This window comes from Wenzhouxiangella sp. AB-CW3 (assembly GCF_014725735.1).
GTDB lineage: Bacteria > Pseudomonadota > Gammaproteobacteria > Xanthomonadales > Wenzhouxiangellaceae > Wenzhouxiangella.
Map to the genome: position 1 here is coordinate 398,484 of NZ_CP061368.1, position 18,592 is coordinate 417,075.

The following is an 18,592-nucleotide window of genomic DNA, read 5'->3' on the forward strand; positions in this document are numbered from 1 at the left end:
CGATGATAATCTGTACGAGGTGATTCGGGTGGAGTGGGCTGATGGTGCCAAGGGGTTCGATTTCGGGATTGGGGCATGCTGCCCGGGGGTTGGGGTACCTGGTGCTGCCTCCGGTCTGCGTGGTATGCGGGTTGTCGGCTCGACCGGGACTGGATTGCTGCGCGGACTGCGAGCAGGACTTGCCGGTCCCGGGCGCATCGTGCCGGCGTTGTGCCCTGGAGCTGGTTCGGAGCGTGGACCTGTGCGGGCGATGCATCCGGCATTTGCCGGCATTCGATCAGGCATTCGCCGGCTTTGCCTACCGCGGCGGCATTGAGCGGTTGGTGCAGCGATACAAGTTTCGCCATGATCTGGCCGCCGGTCGGGTGCTGGCCGGGCTTCTGGCACGCCGCCTGGCGGCGCAGGCAGCACCCCGCCCGGATCTGATGGTGCCGGTTCCCTTGCACTGGCGCCGACGCCTGATGCGCGGTTTCAATCAGTCCGAGTTGTTGTGCGCCGACCTCTCGCGTCATTTCGGGGGGTTGCCCTGGCGTGCGCTGTTGGGGAGGCGTCGCGCCACGGCCGCCCAGTCGGAGTTGCCGGCGGACAAGCGTACGGGCAATGTGCGCGGCGCATTCCACCTGCGTCGAGGGCTGCCGGCACGGCACGTTGCCCTGGTCGACGACGTGATGACCACGGGTTCGACCCTGGACGAATGCGCCCGCGTATTGAAGCGCGCCGGGGTCAGCCGCATCGACGTCTGGGTCGTGGCGCGAGCCTAGTGCCACAGCAAGCGTGCCATGCCGATCGACGATGCCGCTTCGCCATCGGGATCGACCTGGTAGATCTGCCCCCCGAGGAGCAGGGCATCCGGGGTCAGGGCCATGGCATCAATGAGCGCAGTCAGGCCGCCGGCGAGGGGCTCGAAGCGGCCGTCTTCGTACACGAACAGGTGAGACCCCTGATCATCGGCCGGATGAACATTGCCGGCCAGAAACAGGCGGTCGCCGGCCCCGATGATATGGAAGAACTGCGCCGCGGTGTCTGCGGCGACGGCCGGGAATCCACGTTCTTCCGTGGCCAGCTCGATCCATTCCTCGCCGTCCCAGTACCCCAGTACCAGGCGATCGGGGTCATCGCCCTGTCCGGAAGAGGCAACACTGACATGGATGCGGTTTCCATCGTAGTGCAGGACGTTCGGTACGTCGCTGACGCCCGAGCCCAGGGCCTGCCATTGATCACCGTTGAAGTAGGCGACATGCCGGGCAGTCAGGCCGTCGACGGACTGAAACGATCCGGCGGCCACCAGCGATGAAGCGCCCGCTCCGGCGGCCACGTCCAGACGCGAGACCATGCCGTCGAAATGGTCCTCGAAAACTTCGACCTGGCCGTCGATGACTCGTGCGATATAGCCGGTGCCGGAATCCAGGTCCACTTGTTCGCCGCCGGCAATCCAGATCGTGCCGGCCGAATCGGCGGTGATGGCGCTGATTCCGGGCAGTGACTCGGTGCCCGGCACCTCTTCCCAGCCATCCGGCCCCAGTCGGAACAGTCGAGCGCTCCAGCCATCGGGCTGGCTTTCGGCCTGCATGGTGCATCCAAGATACAGGGTGTCCTGGCCATCCATGACCAGGCCTTGACCGGGAGCGCCGCATTCCAGCCAGTAGCCGTCTTCGGGTTCCGGCAGCCGGTGTTCCACGGGCTCCCAGGTGTTGTCGACCAGTCGTGCGACGCCTGACCGGGCTTGCTGTCCGCCAAAATGCGTCGGGCCATATGCATAGACGCCGGCGCCGTCGGCACGGGTCGCCAGGCTGGTCACCGGGCCCGAGGTTCCCAGTCCGGCTTCTCCCTGGGCCCTGAATTTCTCGCCATCGAATGCGATCAGGCCATGGGAGGCGACTCCGCTGAGCCCTCCGAATGCACCGCCGGCATAAAGCTGGCCCTGGTGCTTGACCAGCTGCTGCATGCGAAGCACCCAGGCGACCAGTGGGGATGGCTCGCCGCCGCAAGCCAGCGAAGTCCAGTACACCGTGCCCACGAAGTCGGGTGCAGGTTGCGGATCTTCCCAGCGACCCCCATTCCAGCGGGCTATTCCGTTCGGTGCCGAAGTGCCGCCGTCGCTGGCGGGAGCATTGAGGTGGTCAAAGCAGCCGATCGCGTAGAGCGAACCGTTGAACTTGCGCACGTCGCTGACCACGCCAGCGACGTCCCCCAGGTAAAAGCCGCTGCCGATGCTTTCCCAGCCCTCGCCGGTGTGACGTGCGACAGCATCCTCGGCGTCGGACAGCCGGTATCCGCTGGCATACAGTGTGCCGTTATCGCTTGTGACCGACAGGATTCGACCGGAGCCTGGCAAGTCCATCGACACCCACTCCTGCCCGTCCCACATTGCGCTGCGGTTGGCCGGCTGATCGCCGATGGCGGAAAAGTCCCCGCCGATGATGAGCTGGTCAAGATCGCGCTTGATTGCATAGACGGGTCCATCGGGCGATCCGTCAGGCGCCGGTTCAGTGTCCTGCCCGTTCCAGACCGCCAGGTTGGTGATGTGCGAATTCGAAGTCGCCGCGGCAGGCATCGGGACCTCGTCGCTGGGAGCAAAATACCCGCCCAGCCAAAGTTGGTCCTCGAACCACACGAGTTCCCGGATCAGCCCGTCATAGAGAAAGATGGTATGGACCGCCCCGTCGGCATTCTGCAGGATGACTCGTCCGCCATGGGCCTCGCCTTCCATCAGCAGGCTTTCCTGAACGGCAAGCGCCAGGCCGTGTTCAGGGTGCGATGCGGCAGCCGTAATGCTTTCGGTGATTTCCAGGTCGGGCAGCCCTTCCGGCGCCTGCCAGCCGTCGGATTCAAGCACCATGGCTCCTTCTCGCCGTTGATTGCCGTGCCAGGCAAAGTCTCCAACGGCCAGCAGGCGATCATCGTCCAGTGCTTCGAAATCCAGGACGGCCGGATTGAAAATGGTCTTGCCGCCGATGCCGGCCACGCCGAATTGATCGTCCCACTGGGCCTGATCGAGTCGGGCATGGGCGGTCACGGGAAACGGGCACTCGATGTCTTCGAGCTGACTCAGTCGAACCAGTTGCTGTTCGCCAGCGCCGTATCCGGGAAGGTCGGACTGGTAGCTTACCAGGCCGCTGTTGCATTCGAGCTCGAACACGAGCTCGCCCCACTCGGGTCGGGATACTTCGGAGGAGTCGCGTTCCTGTCCGAATCGACCGCCCATGGGCTGATGGACATCATCGAATACCACTGCTCCGTTCGTTGCCAGGCCCGTACCCATCATCCAGGCCTGATCGCCGTCGGGGGCATAGGTGAACCAGAGCATCAGCGCCTCGTCGCGGTCGAGCCAGTGCAGTATGAAGCCCTCTCCGGCATGGTCGGGATCGAACCACGACCCGCTCAGTCCGGCTTCGCTGCGAATGGGCAGGTCGGACTCGTCGCACGCCGATCCCATGGTCTGGGTCAAGCGCGCAATGGTGAGCTCTTCTTCATGGCCGAAGGCGCGATAGCGGATGGAGCCGACCTCGCAGTCCTCGAACTGCATGACGGCATCGCCGACGACCGGGTCACTGACCTCGTCGGGATCGAATCCCGGGCCGAAGCGACCCCCTGAGGTCGTGCGCAGCTCGGGGAAGCGGAGTTGCTGGCCGTGATCAACCGTCTCGACGAAACCGTCACCAATCAGCCAGCGTTGATCGCCGTTGTCGTCGTAGGTAAACCAGTACAGGACCGCCCGGTCGGGCTCGACCATCTCGAGTACCCAACCTTCGCCGTCATGATCGGGTTGATGCCAGAGGGCGCTGTGCCCGGAATGAATCGTGCTGTCGCCGGCACTGACCGCCCCCCAATGCGCGCTGGTCAGTGCCAGCAGCGCCAAGCCAATGGCAAATCGGCGACACTGTGCGTTGCGATGTCTCGACATCACGGTATCTCCCAGTGCGATTTGCCTTGTGGGGGCTAATGGTAACCCCCTGAGCGTTGCCTATTGGACCGCATGGCCCCCAAGCGCCGCCCCGATGAAGATCACCAGGCCGATCCAGTGATTGCTCAGGAAGGTGCGAAAGCATACCGCCGGGTCGCGATCACGGATGCGCCAGAGCTGGATCTGGAAAAGCATGAAGGTGATGGCCACGGCGGTGAACCAGGCTGGGTGCGGAATGAAATGCAGTCCGATGATGACCAGCAGGGCGGTGACGATGCCCATGAGCGCCCCCAGGATGGGTACATCGGCGCGACCGAAGGCTATCGCCGTGGACTTCACGCCCACCTTCAGGTCGTCATCGCGGTCGGCCATGGCGTACTGGGTGTCGTAGATCACCGTCCACAGGAAGTTGACTGCGAACAGCCACCAGGCCAGATCGGGCACGGTGCCGGCTTCGGCGGCAAAGGCCATGGGAATCGCCCAGCTGAACGCGGCGCCCAGTACCAGCTGGGGAAAATGGGTGAAGCGTTTGAAAAAGGGGTAGGTGGCGGCCAGCAGGGCGCCGAAGAAGGCCATCAGTACGGTCAGGCGGTTGGTCAGCAGCACCAGGACCAGGGCAATGGCCAGCAGCCCGAAGAACAGCAGCAACGCTTGTCGCGGCGTGATCTCGCCAGCCGGAATGGGCCGGTCACGGGTGCGGCTGACGTGGGGGTCAAGCCGGCGGTCGGCAAAGTCGTTGATCACGCAGCCGGCCGCGCGCATCACGATCACGCCGAGGGTGAAAATGACCAGGTTCCGGAAGCTGGGCACGCCGCCGGCGGCAAACCACAGTCCCCACCAGGTTGGCCACAGCAGCAGGGCAATGCCAATCGGCCGGTCGAACCGCATCAGTCGCAGCCAGGGCCCGGCGGGGCTGGCGAAAATGCGCGCTCTCAGGCGGAACTCCAGGCTCATGCCGATGGTTCCCGTGTGGCGTTATCCCCGGAGGTGGTAAAGCAGGGGATGGACATGCGCTGGGCACCGGGCGAGGCTCGCAGGATGAAGCGCCAGGGCGGTTCGTCCCCGGGGGTGACCCGGTAGTCGATCCAGAACTGTGGAATGCGTTCCCGGCGCACTTCCATCTGAGCATTGAAGCCCAGCTCCTGCATTCTGGCCTGGCGGCGACGTGCATTCTCGATGCTCTGGAAAAGCCCGACAGACACGGCATTCTCCATTTCGCCGCCGGCGACCACGTAGTAGTCCTCGACGTCCGCTTCGGCCAGTTCTCGGGTCAGCTGCAGCGCTTCGGAGCGGCTGCTGGTCGACAGATAAACCCACCAGCCGCGATCATGGTCGGCCGTGGTCTGGCGCAATCGCAAGTCTGAAACAAAGGCACGCAGCCGGTCTTCGCCACGCTGCTGGGCCAGTAGCGTGGGCAGGGGGCCGATGCTGTAGCAGGCTGGTGCCTGACTGGCATCGGGCTCAAACTGGCTGACTTCCGACACCAGGGGGGGCTGATTGACATCGGCGGCAAGGGGCGGCATGTCGGGCGCATCCGTCTCGACCACGGGGTCGGACAGTAGAAAGCCGAAGCCCGCCGCGATGTTGAGCAGCAGCAGGCCCAGCGCCATCCAGCGCCAGGGCATCACGAGTGTTGTGTTCTCATTACTCAGCATTGTCGGGCAACCATGGCCAGCCCCCGCAGAACAAGATGTTCATCGGTGCCGAACTGCAGTCGGGTCAGCGGCATGATAGCGGCTGAGTCGCCGCCGGTCACCCAGATCCCGGGTCGGGTGCCCAGGGTGGCGCAGGTGGCGTCAACGGCACGTTCGATGCCTCCGACCAGTTGCAGCAGCGTGCCCCGGGCAATGGCCTGGCCGCTGTGGCATGCCGGAATGTCGGCCGTATCCGCCTCTCCCGATCGTGGCAGTCCGGGTGCCTTGTCGAACAGGCTTTCGCGCGCGGTGGCCAGGCCGGCCATGATCCAGCCCCCCCGATGTTTTCCCGTGGCATCGACAATGTCGATGGTCACGGCGGTGCCACAGTCAATCACGCACAGGGCGGCCTGGTCCTGGTGCCAGGGCCATTGCACGGCCAGCCAGCGGTCGCATCCCAGGCTGTCGTAGGACGGTTTTATCGGCAGTTCGGCGGCACCGGTGGTTAACTTCGTCATACCCAGTCCGTGTCTCTCGGCCAGGGCTACTAGCCAGCGGGCCGCTTCGGGCCGTGTCTGGGCTGAAACCCAGAGGTGGCTGTTGGGGGCAGCGGACAGCACCGGCTCAAGTTCCGCCCGATCGGCCAGGGCAACGCTGCCAAAGCCAGCAGGCTGGCCGGCCGGGTCCAGTCGCGCCCACTTGATGCGGCTGTGTCCAAGATCGATCAGCCAGTCAGCGGCCACGGACACTCACCTCGCCACTGCCAAGTGCCTGTACCCGATGGTCTCGACGCACCAGGAGCCGGCCCTGGCCATCGATGCCCTCGGCCCGGCCACTGAAGTCTTCATTGGCGGCCCGGCGGATCTCGACGGTTCGTCCGGCCAGCGCATCAAAGTCTTGCCAGGCAGGCAGAAACGCCTCGAATCCGTCACGGTCCAGGCGTGGCAGATCGGTTTCGAGACGGCTCAGAATGCTTCCGGCCAGCCGGTTGCGCATCGAAGCGTTCGTGTGCTCGGACAGTCCAGTAACCGGTTGATCCAGGGCAGTGCCGGCTGGCCGGTGGCAGTTGATGCCGATGCCGATAATGGCCCGGCACGGACCTTCGGCGGCACCGTTGACCTCGACCAGGCAGCCGCCGAGCTTGGCATCGCCAATGACCAGGTCGTTGGGCCACTTGACGCGAATGCCATCGATACCGAGGGAGCGGATGGCGCTGGCCGCGGCCAGGCCCACCACCAGGCTCAGAGGGGCCAGGCCGGCCAGGCCCGATGAGAACTCCCAGCCCAGAGACAGGTACAGCCCACCGGGCGGCGATTGCCAATCTCGACCGCGCCGGCCGCGACCGGCCTTCTGGGCCTCGGCGACAATGGCGCGGGCATGCACATTCCTGCTGTCGGCCAGCCGGGAATTGGTGGAATCGACCGCGCCGACCACTTCAAGCTGGATGCGCGATGGCCCGAGGTGCTCGCGGATCAGCGCCGGATCGAGCAACTCGATGGCCTGGTCGAGCCGGTAGCCATCACCGGCGGTGCCGGCAACGGCCAGGCCAAGCTGGCGCAAAGACTGTATGCGTTTCCACACCGCGGCGCGGCTGATGCCCAGCTCCTCGGCCAGTGCCGCGCCGTTGTGGCGCTGGCCGTCGGCCAGGCGGATATAGAGTTCCTGGATTTCAGGGCTCATTGGACGACCGGTGGTTCTTTCGTCGGCGCATCAGACGCACCTTGTCGAAGCGGTGTTCCGAGCCGCTGAGCAGGCGAGCCAGGTTGCCGCGATGGGTATAGATCAGCAACACCGCCAGGGCGATGGCCAGCCCGCCCAGCGCCGGTGGCACGGGGTCTGGTCCCAGCAGCCACATCGCCGGAACAAGGCTCAGCCCGGCCAGAACGGTGGCCAGGCCGACATAGCCGGTGCCAAGTATCGTGACCACCCAGACCAGCAGAAGCGGCGCCAGGCACCAGGGTGCGACGATGGCCACAACGCCCACGGCGGTGCCGGCTCCCTTGCCGCCACGGAACCGGAAGTAGACCGGCCAGACATGTCCGAGTACCGCGGCCAGCCCGGCTGCAGCCGCCAGACTGGCCAAGTCCATGTTCACCGGCAGGACCAAAGCCACGATAGCCGGCGCCAGCCCGGCGGCGACGATTCCCTTGCCCACGTCGATCAGCACCACGCCCAGGGCAAAGCGCCAGCCGACCGTCCGCAAGGCGTTGGTGCCGCCGGCATTGCCCGATCCGAGCTGGCGGATGTCGATGTCGCGCAGCCGCCCCAGCAGCAGGCTGCCGGAAATCGAACCGAGCAGGTAGCCCAGGGCCACGGCCATCAGCACTTCAGGCATTGCGCCGCTCCGGGGGATGCCAGGGATGCATGCCGACAATCAGGGTGCCCGGTCCGGCGTGGGCGCCTACCGCCGGACTGGCCTCGACGATCCAGCAGGCATCCACCTGCGGACGGGCGGCCAGGATTTGTTGCCGAAGTTGCCGGGCATCACTCTCGGCGTTGGTGTGACTGATGATCATGCGATAGGTTTTCCGGGCCTCCATGCGTTTGATGAGGTAGCGCCCGAACCGTTCGACGGCACGGCCACGCCCGGCGATCACGCCGCGCGCACCCAGGCGACCGTCCGCGGTGGCCGACAGTACCGGGTTGAGTCCGAGCCGGCGTGCCAGTTTTTCCATCCAGGGTTTGATCCGTCCGCCGCGCACGCCCCAGGACAGGTCTCGCGCCAGTGCGAAGGTCTTGAACTGGCCGATGGTTTCTTCCAGGCGGGTGCGGATGGCAATCCGTTCCCAGCCGCGCTCGGCCGCCTCGGCCGCCCAGAGCACCGCCAGCGCCTGGCCGCAGGCCGCATTGCGAGTGTCGACAATTTCGACACGCGCCGGGTCGACCCGCTCGGCTGCCGACTCGGCGGCCTGCAGCGTGCCGCTGAGGCGGCGTGACAGCTGCACGCCCAGCACATCCAGTCCGTGCGAGGTGAGCAGTTCGAACTGGCGCCGGAAATCCGCCGGGGGCGGCTGGGAGGTGCGCGGATGGGTGTCGCTTTCGGCGAGGCGCTTGTAGAACTCGGCCGGGCTCATGGTGAGCTTGTCGAGAAACTCCTCGTCGCCGAAACTCAGCCGCACGGGAACGACATGAATGCCGAGCCGGTCGATCTCCTCTTCGGGCAGGTCGGCGGCCGAATCGGTGACGATGGCGACCTGGCCCGAATGGTTCATCAGGCCGTGCTGGCGGGTCATGTCGTCGGCCTTCTGCTGGCGAATCTCGCCGAACTCGCCGCAGACGCGAAAGACTTCCCCGGGACGATCGGTATGGATGTGGACCCGGGCCCGCCGGTGTCCGCCGGCGACCACTAGGGAGTCGGCGTCCTGTTCCATGAGTTGCTTGCGCAGGCGATCGACATCGATGCCGTCGCCTTCGATCAGGCATTCGGTGCAGAAGCGATGCTGTTCGGGGGCGCCGTGACTGCCGGCCGCGGCCACCGGCTGCATGCCCTCGCGATGTTCGCTTTCCGGGACCTCGGGGATCTGTCCACTGCGCATGTAACGCCAGACGCCATCGAGCAGGTCGACAAACCCCTGGGCACCGGCATCGACCACACCAGCATCCTTGAGCACGGCAAGCTGCTCGGGCGTGGCGGCCAGCGAGCGGTGGGCGCGCATGAGCCCCTGGCGAAACATCTCGCGGATGTCGTCGACGCCATCGGCGGCCAGCCGGTTGAGCTCGTCGGCGAAGTCTTCCAGCACGGTCGGCAGGGTGCCGGGTACGGGTTCGGCCATGGCACTCCAGGCCGAACGTGCGCCGGCCGTGGAGACCCGCGCAAAGCGATTCGAGTCGAGCACCTGAAAATCACGGCTGCAATCGCTCAGGCCCTGAAAGTATTGGGCCATGATCGCCCCGGAATTGCCGCGGGCACCGTCCAGGGCGGCATCGGCGATCTGGGAAAGCAGTTCGGGCAGGCTGCGATGATCACGGTCGAGCAGTACCTTGCGCACACTGGCCAGGGTGAAGGCCAGGTTGGTGCCGGTGTCGCTATCGGCCACCGGAAAGACATTGATGGCATTGATGTGATCGCGCCGCCGAAACACATTGGCGATGCCGGCCAGCAGGGCCTGCTCGAAGCGGGCTGCGTCGATATGCGAAATGACCCGGGTCACCGTTCGAGCGTTCAGTCTTCGACCAGGTCGCGTACCTGCGAGGCGGTAAAGGGCCAGGTCAGCTTCTCGCCCGTATCAGGATTGAACAGGACCGGGATCTGGGTGGCGTAGCGTTCGAGCAGTTCAATATCGGTTTCGATGTCGACCAGTTCGTACCGGCTGCCGAAGCCGCCTTCGGCCAGCAGTGCCTGTGCCTTGTCGCAGAGGCCGCAGTCCGGCCGCGTGTAGAGCTTGAGCGTCATGGGTACAACCCGATTTTCTTGCGGTGGCCAAGTATTCCATTGTAGCGGCTGCGGGTCCAGTCGCGGGCAGATCGGAGTGCGCGTAGAATGACGCTTTCATACAGCACTTTCTGGATCGCAACGCATGGCAGTCAGTATCTTTGACCTGTTCAAGATCGGTATTGGTCCGTCCAGTTCGCATACGGTGGGACCGATGCGCGCCGCCGGCATCTTCCTGAAGCGTCTCGAGGAGGCCGGCTGCCTGGAGAAAGTGGCCCGTCTCAAGGTGGGCCTCTACGGTTCGCTGGGTCATACGGGCCGGGGCCACGGCACCGACAAGGCCGTGATCCTGGGACTGGAGGGAGAAGTGCCTGACCAGGTCGACCCGGATCACGTCCCCGCGCGCCTGGCCGAATTCGAAAAGAGTGGACGGCTGCGCCTGGCCGGACGGCACGAAATCGAAGTGAATGAGCGCAAGGATCTGGTCTTTCACAAGCGCGAGACCCTGCCGCATCATCCCAACGGCATGCGCTTCACGGCTTTCGATGGCGACGGCAATGAGCTGCTACAGGGCGAGTACTACTCTGTTGGCGGTGGTTTCGTGGTCAATGCCGACGAGGCCGCGGCTGATCGCATCGTGGCCGACGATACCCCCATGCGATATCCGTTTTCCTCCGGCGACGAGTTGCTGGCCATCTGTCGCGACAATGACCTGCGCATCGCCGAGGTGATGATGGAGAACGAGAAGGCCTGGCGCAGCGAGGCCGAGGTCCGCGACGGCCTGCTGACCATCTGGCAAGCGATGCAGGACTGTGTCGATCGAGGCATTCGCCAGAGCGGGTATCTCCCGGGTGGTCTGAAGGTCAGTCGCCGGGCCCCTGAGCTCTACCGCAAGCTCAACGAGCGCGCGGAAAAGGATGATCTCGACCAGCTCGACTGGATCAACCTTTACGCGCTGGCCGTCAACGAGGAGAATGCCGCCGGTGGACGGGTGGTCACCGCGCCCACCAACGGGGCGGCGGGCATCATTCCGGCGGTGTTGCACTACTACCGGCGATTCGTGCCCGGCTCGAACGAGGAAGGGGTGCTGGAGTTTCTGCTTACTGCCGGTGCCATTGGCATTCTCTACAAGGAAAACGCTTCCATTTCCGGTGCCGAGGTGGGCTGCCAGGGCGAAGTGGGCGTGGCCTGCTCCATGGCCGCCGGCGGCCTGACCGCCGCTCGCGGCGGCGACATGAGCCAGGTCGAGAACGCCGCCGAAATCGGCATGGAGCATAATCTGGGGCTGACCTGCGACCCGGTCGCCGGCCTGGTGCAGATTCCGTGCATCGAGCGCAACGCCATGGGTTCGGTCAAGGCCGTCAACGCCACCCGCATGGCGCTGGCCGGCGACGGCAAGCACCGCGTGTCGCTCGACAAGGTCATCAAGACCATGCGGGACACCGGGCGTGACATGAAGTCGAAGTACAAGGAGACGTCGCGGGGGGGGTTGGCAGTGAATGTGATTGAGTGCTGAAGCATTCGGATGAAAGGTGAAAGGTGAAAGGTGAAAGGTGAAAGGAAAAAAGGCGATGAGGGCTGGTGGCATCGTAGCGTGGCGATAGCCGGTTTTCCCCCTTTTACCTCTTACCTTTCCACCTTTCCCCCATTCGCAACATCGTTGATTCTGCTCCTGCTGTTTTCGCTGACTCTGGTTTCGACGCCGGCTTGGGCTCAGACGATTTACATCTACGAAGACGAACACGGCGTCACGCATTTCACCGACCGTCAGCCCGAGACCGAGCGTGAGGTCACCATTCAGCGGGCGGTGGCCGAGCCGGAGGAGATGCTCGACGTGCGTCGGCACGGGCCATCGGAGTCGCCGGTCTGGATGTTTCGCAATCGTACCCACGGGCCGCTGGCCGTACGGGTGGCGCTGGGGGAGCAGGACAATGTCGTGACCCAGCCGATGCTGCCGCACACTTTTGTTCTGGGGCCGCTGGAAGACCGGGAGCTGGTCACCATCGGCCCGTTTGATCGCTACCGGTCCTGGTCTTATCGCCTGGAAACCGAATCGCTGCCGGGTCGTCCGGATGCTGCCCATCGGCCCGGGCAGCCCTATCGGGCACCGTTTTCTCAGGGCGCCCGCTTTCGCATCGGCCAGGCGTTCGGGGGAAGTTTCAGCCACGATCAGCCCTCGAACTATCACGCCGTCGATATCGCCATGCCGGTGGGCACGCCCGTGCATGCGGCCCGCGAGGGTGTGGTCATGGACCAGGCGCGTTATTTCCACGGTGCCGGCGAGGATATGGAACGCTACGGCGACCGCGCCAATTTCGTGCGCCTCCTTCACGACGACGGCACTATGGCCGTCTATGCGCATCTCGACTACGAGGGCGTGCGCGTGGCGCCAGGCCAGCGCGTCGAGCGTGGCCAGCTGATCGGCAAATCCGGCAACACCGGCTTCACCACCGGCCCGCATCTGCATTTCGTTGTCCAGAAAAACCGCAACATGGAGCTGGTGTCGGTGCCCTTCGAGTTCGGGGGCACGAACGGGAGTGGCGTGACGCCGCGCCAGGGGCTCAGGCTTGAGGCGCGTTGAACGCTGCTACAAAGCCCGTGAACGGCTGACTGGGACAGACCAGCCCTCACTCAATCCCGTGGCCCGACCTCGTCAACCTGGTCCAACCAAGCGAGCCAGCCAGCCAAGCGGGATTATTCACACTCCGCCAGCATCGGCCGCGCCAGCCGTTCGATCGAATAGTCGCCCGATCCGTAATCCTCGTTCACGCTGTCGTACCAGATGTGGCCGTTCAAGTCATCGTCGAATGCCATCACCAGGCTGCCCCAGTGGGTGAACTCGACCTCGTCGGGATCGAAGTCGGGGCCGAAGCGGGTGCCGGTGGGTTGAATAAGGTTCTCGATAGTGAGCGTGGTGCCCTCGAAATCACCGTCGCCCATCATCCAGGCCTGGTGGCCGGACCGATCGGGTTGATAGGTGAACCCACTAGTGTCCGGTTTAAAAGCCGAATAGATTCAATTGGTTACCGTCTTTGATCTGATCCAGATCGCTTCGGTCGATCGTAACCGCCTGTTTCAACTGTGTTTTTTCAAATACAGTTATGGAGATAATCTGTAGCATTGCGTGCAGCGAAATATCGAGGTCCAAACGCTTTTTGATGATGGCGATCAGCACATAGGTCGACACAGCAATCCAAATTTGTGTCTTGACTGCGTTCTCCGATCGGCCGAAGAAGCACTTGATACGGAGATTTTGCTTGATCCACTTGAAGAACAGCTCGACCTGCCACCGGCTTTTGTACAACGCGCAGATCGTAAGAGCCGGGAGTTGGAACTGATTGGTGAGAAATACCAGGGTCTTTCCGGTTTCCGGGTCCTTGAAGCGAATGCGTCTCAAGTGTTGAGGATAGTACTTGCTTGGACGCTGGCCGCAGAGCGCAATAGTTTGGTCGCAGATCAGCCCAGCTTGCCGATCTGTAGCAGCAGAATAGACCCGCCGGAAGTCCAGGTTTGATTTGGCCCGGATTACAAAGAAGGCGCCGGCCTGGGCCAGATTGAATAGTCGAGCATAGTCCAGGTAGGCCCGATCCATCACGTAAAACGAACCTGCCTCCGGAATCAGCAAGTCTAGAACATTGACGTCGTGCAGCTTGCCGTCGGAGATATGAATGAAGCTGGGAATCGATCCGCGCAGATCCAGCAGGGTATGAAGTTTGACTGCCGCTTTTGCCGTGCGAAATGGTGCCCATGGGAACATCGACAGACATAGGTCGATGGTGGTTGAGTCGAGTGCGTAAACCGTATCGGGAAGACCCGAGCTTATGGATTCGTCGACATAGAGGCTTCTCGCTTGTGCAATCAGATGCTGGGCATAGTCGCCGTAAATTCTCCAATCTCGCGACTCGTTTGCATCGGCAAGAGTTGCTCGACGAATCGGCTGGCGAAAGCCCATGTGGTAAAGCTTTGCAGACTGAACCTGGAGACAGGCTTCGATGTCCCGCAGGCTCTCGCGGTAGGTCAGCTGGGCAAAGGCCATACAGCGGAACTGTTCGGCGCAGCTCAGAGTTCGCACTCGCCGGTTGCCGTCGTATCGGTCGACGGTGCGGTGGAAAGTCTTCCAGGGAAGGAAATCCATAATCTGAGCAAAAAGCGTCTTGCCGATGTTCATTTGCCACTCCGGAGGGCACGGTATCGGCTTGGTTATACACCGCGAACTCCGCGTTCAAATCGGGGACACCTTTTTCCGCTTGTAATGTGCTGTAAAACATGCGATTTTCGGGATTCAGAGCACTTTTAACCGGACACTAGTGAGGTGAACCAGTAAACCACGCCGCGGCCATTGTCGAGCACTTCGACGATGAATCCTTCGCCATTGGCATCCGGGTTGTACCAGGCACCCGAAAGTGCCTGGTTGGGTTGCTGGTTGTCGCAGCGGGTGCCGGCCAGGCGGGTGAGCGGCATGAGATCGTGCCGGCCTGACTTGACGTTGTGAGAGCAACCCCAGGCGATGCACAGCGAGCCATGATTGAGCTGATAGGAAAAATGGATTTCGTCGGCCGCCGTGCGGTCCTGGCGTGTGGTCGCAGACCAGCGTTGTGGTTGTGGCCGTTGCCCTTCCAGGCCAATGCTGAAGCGACCCCCTTGGGGAATCTGGAATCCGGTGTGCTCGACCCAGCTCTCGCCCGGCGAGGCCATGGCGAGCATCCATGTCTGACCTTCCTGGTCGGTACTCGTTGCCTGCTCCGGGGCGTAGGTGAACCAGTAGGTTAGTAGCTGGCCATCGGTCAGCAGCATCTGGGTCAGGCCTTCGCCGGCGCGGGACGGGTCGAACCAGGATCCCCCGGCTTCGAGGTCCATCGACACGCGCTGGCGACCGATGCAGGCCTCGAGGTCGTGGCCACGCTGGACGGGGTTGATTTCATCCAGCAGTTCCGCTGCCGGGAGTTCGACGTCGGTGAAACAAAGGTCCAGCCCGAACACGGCCGATGGTGCCAGGCCGTAGGGGCTGTTGAACTTGCGGTAATCCAGGTCATCGGGGAGGCTGCCGTCGAAAGGATTGTTGTGCGCGTGCAGGCGAAGTCGATCTGAAACGCCCGGCGGCCCATCCGGTTGGGGCAGTACGATGCTGTCCACGTCCAGGGCCGCGAACAGGCGGTCGATCGGACCTTCGAGTTCGTTGTTGCCCAGGCCAAGCCCGAGCAGCGACAGCTCGGCGAACCATTCCGGCAGCTCGCCGGCCAGTTGATTGCTGCCCAGATTGAGTGTTTCGAGTTGCTCGAGTTCAAGCAGGGAGTCGGGCAGCTCGTTCAGCTTGTTAAGATTCAGCTTCAACTGCTCCAGCTTCTCGAAGGTCGCATCGGCCAGCGGCCAGGGCTCGATTCGATTGTCGGACAAGTCCAGTATCCTGAGGTCGGGCAGCAGGCTGGATGCCATGTTATGCACTTGCTCGATGTCGTTGCCAGAAAGCCGCAGGGTTTCCAGCTCGGGCCATGGCGCCTCATCCAGGTCCAGAATCGGACCGAGTTGATTCCCCGACAGGTCCAGGAGCTTGATCCGACCATGCTCTCGCCAGGCCGCCGGAGGCAGTTCCTGGAAGCGGTTGTCGGCCAGCTGCATGCTGCGTGGCTCGGAGGGCCAGTGGGGTGTCGAGCCCGGTGCCGAAAAGCCTGAAAAGCGGTTGCCGGACAGGTTGAGGCTGAGCATCGGGTGATCCAGCAAGGCACCCGGTATTTGTCCCAGCAGATTGTTTTCGGCCAGTGAAAGGGAACGCAGCTGGTTCAGGTGCCAAAGGGTTCCGGGCATCGTACCTTGCAGCGCATTGCGCGAAAGCCGAAGTGTATCCAGGTGCTCCAGTTCGCCTAACGATGCCGGCAGACTGCCGGTCAAGCCATTGTCGGTCAAAAGGATTTGCGTGACATGGCGCACTTCCCCGTCGCCTGGATTGCAGACGATGCCATACCACTGGCATTCGGTCCCCCTGGCTCCACGCCAGCCCATCCTGAGTTTCCACTGATCGCCACCGGTGGCGTCATACAGACGGATCAGCGCCTCGCGTTCACCGTCGGTCACCTGGGCCTCGGCCTGCCCGAGAACCGAACACAGCACCAGTATCATCAGCCCACTGAAAATACGCCACAGATTCATGCTTCAACTCCTGCAAAAACCAACGATCCACCGCCCATCCTGAACCCAATGCATGCCATCGTCCCTTTCGGCCTCAAGCTCGGCCGTGCCCGGCTGGCGCATTCGTTCGGCTGGTCCCGGACTCGTTCTTCCAATCACGATTCACTCACACTCTGCCAGCATCGGCCGAGCCAGGCGTTCAAGTGAGTAGCCACCACTGTCGAACGCTTCGAGTCCGCTGTTCCAGTAAGCGTTGGCGGTGTCGCCGACAACAAATTCCAGCACCAGGCTTCCCCAGTCGATGTAGTCGATCGCATCACTGTCGAAATTCGGTCCCAGTACGGTGCCGACCGGCTGGACGAGTTGTTCGATCTCGAGCCGGGCCAGTGGTGTGCCCGGCGGCGGCACACCGATAATGGGGTCGGAATTCGGTTCGAAGTAGCCGTCGCCGATCATCCAGGCCTGGCGGCCGGAGTCATCGGGAGCGTATGTGAACCAGTAGACCAGGCCGCGATCGTCGGGCAGTACTTCGAGTATGAACCCCTCCCCGGGGGTATCCGGGTTGTACCAGGCACCGGAGTATTCCTGGAAGGGGCTTTGGTTGTTGCAGGTGGTGCCGGCGAGTTCGGTCAGCCGAACGTGTTCGAGACGCTCCTGAATGGGCGGTAGCGGGGGATCGACAATGATGTGCCGTCCCTGGGCATGCCAGCCAGAAAGTATGCTGAGGGAGTCGTCGGTCCGGTGGACCATCTCGAGTTGCCGTTGCCCGTAGGGCCAGATGTTGCCCGCGCCCAGGCCGTGGCCAAAGCGACCGCCGTACGGGACCAGCGAGGGCGGATGGATGGCGGCCTCGGCCGCCGGCTCGATAACCTGGAACGACCACATTTGCTGGTCGACCCTCAAGTCGATATGCGGTGGATAGCCGAACCAGTAGTGCAACAGTTCGCCGTTGTCGAGCAGCATGACCGTGTAGCCCTTGCCGGATCGCTCCGGGTTGTACCAGCTGCCGCTGATGGAGAGGTCGATGTCGGCCAACTCCCGGCCATTGCAGTCCGACGGGTTACCGGCAATGTGAACCTGCGTCAGAAACTCGTCGATATCGGCCTCGAAGGGCTGGTCGAAATGATTCCAGCACAGGTTCAGCCCCGGACCGGACGACAGGTTCCGGTGGGCAAAATCGATCTCCATCAGGGCTTCGGGTACCGGGCCCTCGAAACGGTTGCGTGACAGGTCGAGGCTTACCCAGCGCTCGTCTTGCACTGCAGTCAGCCACGGTTCGATATCGCCGTCGAGGCGATTGCCGGACAGGTCCAGGTTGCGCAGTGACAGCTCGCCGAACCACTCGGGCGGGTCACCGGCCAGTGCGGCACTGGCGAGCTTCAAGCGCAGCAGCGGGGAAGCCTCATTCGGCAAGCTGCTTGGCAACGCCTGCAACGGGTTTTTGTGCAGCTCGACCGTGCGCAGGGTCTCGATGGTAAACAGCGGCGCTAGGTCCTGCCCGTGCAGTGTGTTTCGGCCCAGGTACAACTCCTCCAGTGCGGGGTGTCCGGAAAGGCCGATCGGCGACGACTCAAGTCCGTTGCCCGTCAAGTCCAGTACGCGCAGTTCGGGAATCTCCAGGCCGTCGACCGGCCACGGTCCCCTGATGTCATTGTCGGCAAGGTAGAGGTGGCGCAGATCCGGAAGTATCCCAGGGGTCACGCTGTTAATGGTGTTGCCCTCGAGAGACAGGAGGCTCAGCCCTGGCCAGGGGCGATCGCCGAAATCGATCTCTCCGCTCAGTGCGGTGCGATTGAGTTCCAGTGCGCTCAGGGCACCGGAGTCGCGCCAGCTTGCCGGCGGCAGGCTGCCAATCGGGTTGCCGCTCAGATCGAGACTGATCGACCCCTGCGGGGTTGCAATGGGGTCGGTGTAGCCGTCGAGCTGGTTGTCTCTCAAGTTGATGTTTACGCCCGGACTGTCGAGCAGTGCTCCGGGCACCGGCCCGGTCAGGCGGTTACCGCCCAGGTCCAGCCAGTCCAGGTCGGGCAATTCGGCCAGCGACGGCGGCACCGGGCCACCGATCTGATTGGCGCGCAAGTTGATCCTCCGGATGCGCTCGAGGCCGGCGAGTGACTCAGGTAGCTCGCCGCCAAGCCCGTTGCCGGGCAGAAGCAGGTTGCTCACGTAAGCGTCGTTGTCGGCCTCGCCCCAGCAGTGGACGCCATGCCAGTCACACTCACTGCCCTCTTCGCCCAGCCAGCCCTCGTTGTTGTGCCAGTCCTCACCGCCGGTGGCGTGATATAGGTCGATCAGCGCGTCGCGCTCGGTCTCCGAGACCTGTGCGCTTGCCGCCCCGGCCAAGGTGAGGGCCGCACAAAACAGAATCGCTCTTGCACTTGCTTCAATCATCTCCCAGCTCCTTCCCCCTAACATCTGAACTACAAATCAGCCCCAATACCTTACCCCAGTCTTGCAATTGGCCAACACTTTGGCTTCGAGGCCGGTCAGGGCCGGGAGGATGCACTTCGGTTCAACGCGGTGGCGAGGCCCTCAGTGCATCCTCCCGGCCCTGACCGG

The 18,592-nt window shown here is 63.4% G+C and carries 15 protein-coding genes; 3 read left to right on the plus strand and 12 right to left on the minus strand.

What is annotated here, in order from left to right; genetic code table 11:
- The first annotated feature begins 41 nt into the window (after window positions 1-41).
- Window positions 42-761 (plus strand): ComF family protein, encoded by a 720-nt coding sequence (locus IC757_RS01695; protein WP_190975679.1) that lies wholly within the window; start codon window positions 42-44, stop codon window positions 759-761.
- Here IC757_RS01695 and IC757_RS01700 read toward each other — a convergent pair.
- The 8 genes from IC757_RS01700 to IC757_RS01735 are packed head-to-tail and all read right to left on the minus strand — an operon-like array spanning window position 758 to window position 9,931.
- On the minus strand, window positions 758-3,904 hold the full coding sequence (locus IC757_RS01700) for a hypothetical protein (protein ID WP_190975680.1): 3,147 nt from the start codon (window positions 3,902-3,904) through the stop codon (window positions 758-760). The genes IC757_RS01695 and IC757_RS01700 overlap by 4 nt on opposite strands.
- Window positions 3,905-3,964: 60 nt before the next feature.
- Window positions 3,965-4,858 carry a 4-hydroxybenzoate octaprenyltransferase gene (gene ubiA / locus IC757_RS01705; protein WP_190975681.1) on the minus strand — a complete coding sequence of 298 codons (894 nt, stop codon included), beginning with the start codon at window positions 4,856-4,858 and terminating at the stop codon, window positions 3,965-3,967.
- The gene (locus tag IC757_RS01710) at window positions 4,855-5,529 is read right to left on the minus strand and encodes an SPOR domain-containing protein (protein ID WP_411913474.1); all 675 of its coding nucleotides are present in this window, start codon (window positions 5,527-5,529) and stop codon (window positions 4,855-4,857) included. The genes ubiA and IC757_RS01710 overlap by 4 nt, the downstream gene beginning before the upstream one ends.
- Window positions 5,530-5,552: 23 nt before the next feature.
- Window positions 5,553-6,281, minus strand: coding sequence for a type III pantothenate kinase (locus IC757_RS01715; protein WP_190975683.1), 729 nt, complete (start codon window positions 6,279-6,281; stop codon window positions 5,553-5,555).
- Window positions 6,271-7,218: a biotin--[acetyl-CoA-carboxylase] ligase gene (locus IC757_RS01720; protein WP_190975684.1), complete on the minus strand. Its 948-nt coding sequence runs from the start codon at window positions 7,216-7,218 to the stop codon at window positions 6,271-6,273. The genes IC757_RS01715 and IC757_RS01720 overlap by 11 nt, the downstream gene beginning before the upstream one ends.
- Complete coding sequence (gene plsY, locus IC757_RS01725) at window positions 7,208-7,873, minus strand: glycerol-3-phosphate 1-O-acyltransferase PlsY (RefSeq protein ID WP_190975685.1); 666 nt, start codon at window positions 7,871-7,873, stop codon at window positions 7,208-7,210. The genes IC757_RS01720 and plsY overlap by 11 nt, the downstream gene beginning before the upstream one ends.
- Window positions 7,866-9,689 carry a DegV family protein gene (locus IC757_RS01730; protein ID WP_190975686.1) on the minus strand — a complete coding sequence of 608 codons (1,824 nt, stop codon included), beginning with the start codon at window positions 9,687-9,689 and terminating at the stop codon, window positions 7,866-7,868. Before IC757_RS01730 ends, plsY begins: the two co-directional genes overlap by 8 nt.
- An 11-nt stretch (window positions 9,690-9,700) precedes the next feature.
- Window positions 9,701-9,931 (minus strand): glutaredoxin family protein, encoded by a 231-nt coding sequence (locus IC757_RS01735; RefSeq protein WP_190975687.1) that lies wholly within the window; start codon window positions 9,929-9,931, stop codon window positions 9,701-9,703.
- 124 nt (window positions 9,932-10,055) lie between these two features.
- Between IC757_RS01735 and IC757_RS01740 the strand changes: the two genes are divergently transcribed.
- Together IC757_RS01740 and IC757_RS01745 are read left to right on the plus strand one after the other, a co-directional pair.
- Window positions 10,056-11,426, plus strand: coding sequence for an L-serine ammonia-lyase (locus tag IC757_RS01740; RefSeq protein ID WP_190975688.1), 1,371 nt, complete (start codon window positions 10,056-10,058; stop codon window positions 11,424-11,426).
- Between the two features lie 144 nt (window positions 11,427-11,570).
- The gene (locus tag IC757_RS01745) at window positions 11,571-12,491 is read left to right on the plus strand and encodes a peptidoglycan DD-metalloendopeptidase family protein (RefSeq protein WP_190975689.1); all 921 of its coding nucleotides are present in this window, start codon (window positions 11,571-11,573) and stop codon (window positions 12,489-12,491) included.
- Between the two features lie 113 nt (window positions 12,492-12,604).
- On the opposite strand, the gene IC757_RS01750 is transcribed toward IC757_RS01745, so the two are convergent.
- The 4 genes from IC757_RS01750 to IC757_RS01765 all read right to left on the minus strand — a co-directional run bounded on the left by IC757_RS01750 (window position 12,605) and on the right by IC757_RS01765 (window position 18,424).
- The gene (locus tag IC757_RS01750; protein WP_190975690.1) at window positions 12,605-12,853 is read right to left on the minus strand and encodes a hypothetical protein; all 249 of its coding nucleotides are present in this window, start codon (window positions 12,851-12,853) and stop codon (window positions 12,605-12,607) included.
- 55 nt (window positions 12,854-12,908) lie between these two features.
- On the minus strand, window positions 12,909-14,078 hold the full coding sequence (locus tag IC757_RS01755) for an IS4 family transposase (protein ID WP_190974041.1): 1,170 nt from the start codon (window positions 14,076-14,078) through the stop codon (window positions 12,909-12,911).
- Window positions 14,079-14,203: 125 nt separating this feature from the next.
- Complete coding sequence (locus IC757_RS01760) at window positions 14,204-16,054, minus strand: leucine-rich repeat domain-containing protein (protein ID WP_190975691.1); 1,851 nt, start codon at window positions 16,052-16,054, stop codon at window positions 14,204-14,206.
- A 141-nt stretch (window positions 16,055-16,195) separates the two neighbouring features.
- Window positions 16,196-18,424 (minus strand): hypothetical protein, encoded by a 2,229-nt coding sequence (locus tag IC757_RS01765; protein WP_190975692.1) that lies wholly within the window; start codon window positions 18,422-18,424, stop codon window positions 16,196-16,198.
- Window positions 18,425-18,592: the final 168 nt, after the last annotated feature.

Bases quoted from the DNA above. Each gene is read 5' to 3' on its own strand.
- IC757_RS01735 (WP_190975687.1), bottom strand. From the start codon at position 9,931: ATGACGCTCAAGCTCTACACGCGGCCGGACTGCGGCCTCTGCGACAAG.
- ubiA (WP_190975681.1), bottom strand. From the start codon at position 4,858: ATGAGCCTGGAGTTCCGCCTGAGAGCGCGCATTTTCGCCAGCCCCGCC.
- IC757_RS01695 (WP_190975679.1), top strand. From the start codon at position 42: ATGGTGCCAAGGGGTTCGATTTCGGGATTGGGGCATGCTGCCCGGGGG.
- IC757_RS01700 (WP_190975680.1), bottom strand. From the start codon at position 3,904: ATGTCGAGACATCGCAACGCACAGTGTCGCCGATTTGCCATTGGCTTG.
- IC757_RS01765 (WP_190975692.1), bottom strand. From the start codon at position 18,424: ATGATTGAAGCAAGTGCAAGAGCGATTCTGTTTTGTGCGGCCCTCACC.
- IC757_RS01740 (WP_190975688.1), top strand. From the start codon at position 10,056: ATGGCAGTCAGTATCTTTGACCTGTTCAAGATCGGTATTGGTCCGTCC.
- IC757_RS01720 (WP_190975684.1), bottom strand. From the start codon at position 7,218: ATGAGCCCTGAAATCCAGGAACTCTATATCCGCCTGGCCGACGGCCAG.
- IC757_RS01710 (WP_411913474.1), bottom strand. From the start codon at position 5,529: ATGCCCTGGCGCTGGATGGCGCTGGGCCTGCTGCTGCTCAACATCGCG.
- plsY (WP_190975685.1), bottom strand. From the start codon at position 7,873: ATGCCTGAAGTGCTGATGGCCGTGGCCCTGGGCTACCTGCTCGGTTCG.
- IC757_RS01750 (WP_190975690.1), bottom strand. From the start codon at position 12,853: ATGATGGGCGACGGTGATTTCGAGGGCACCACGCTCACTATCGAGAAC.
- IC757_RS01760 (WP_190975691.1), bottom strand. From the start codon at position 16,054: ATGAATCTGTGGCGTATTTTCAGTGGGCTGATGATACTGGTGCTGTGT.
- IC757_RS01755 (WP_190974041.1), bottom strand. From the start codon at position 14,078: ATGAACATCGGCAAGACGCTTTTTGCTCAGATTATGGATTTCCTTCCC.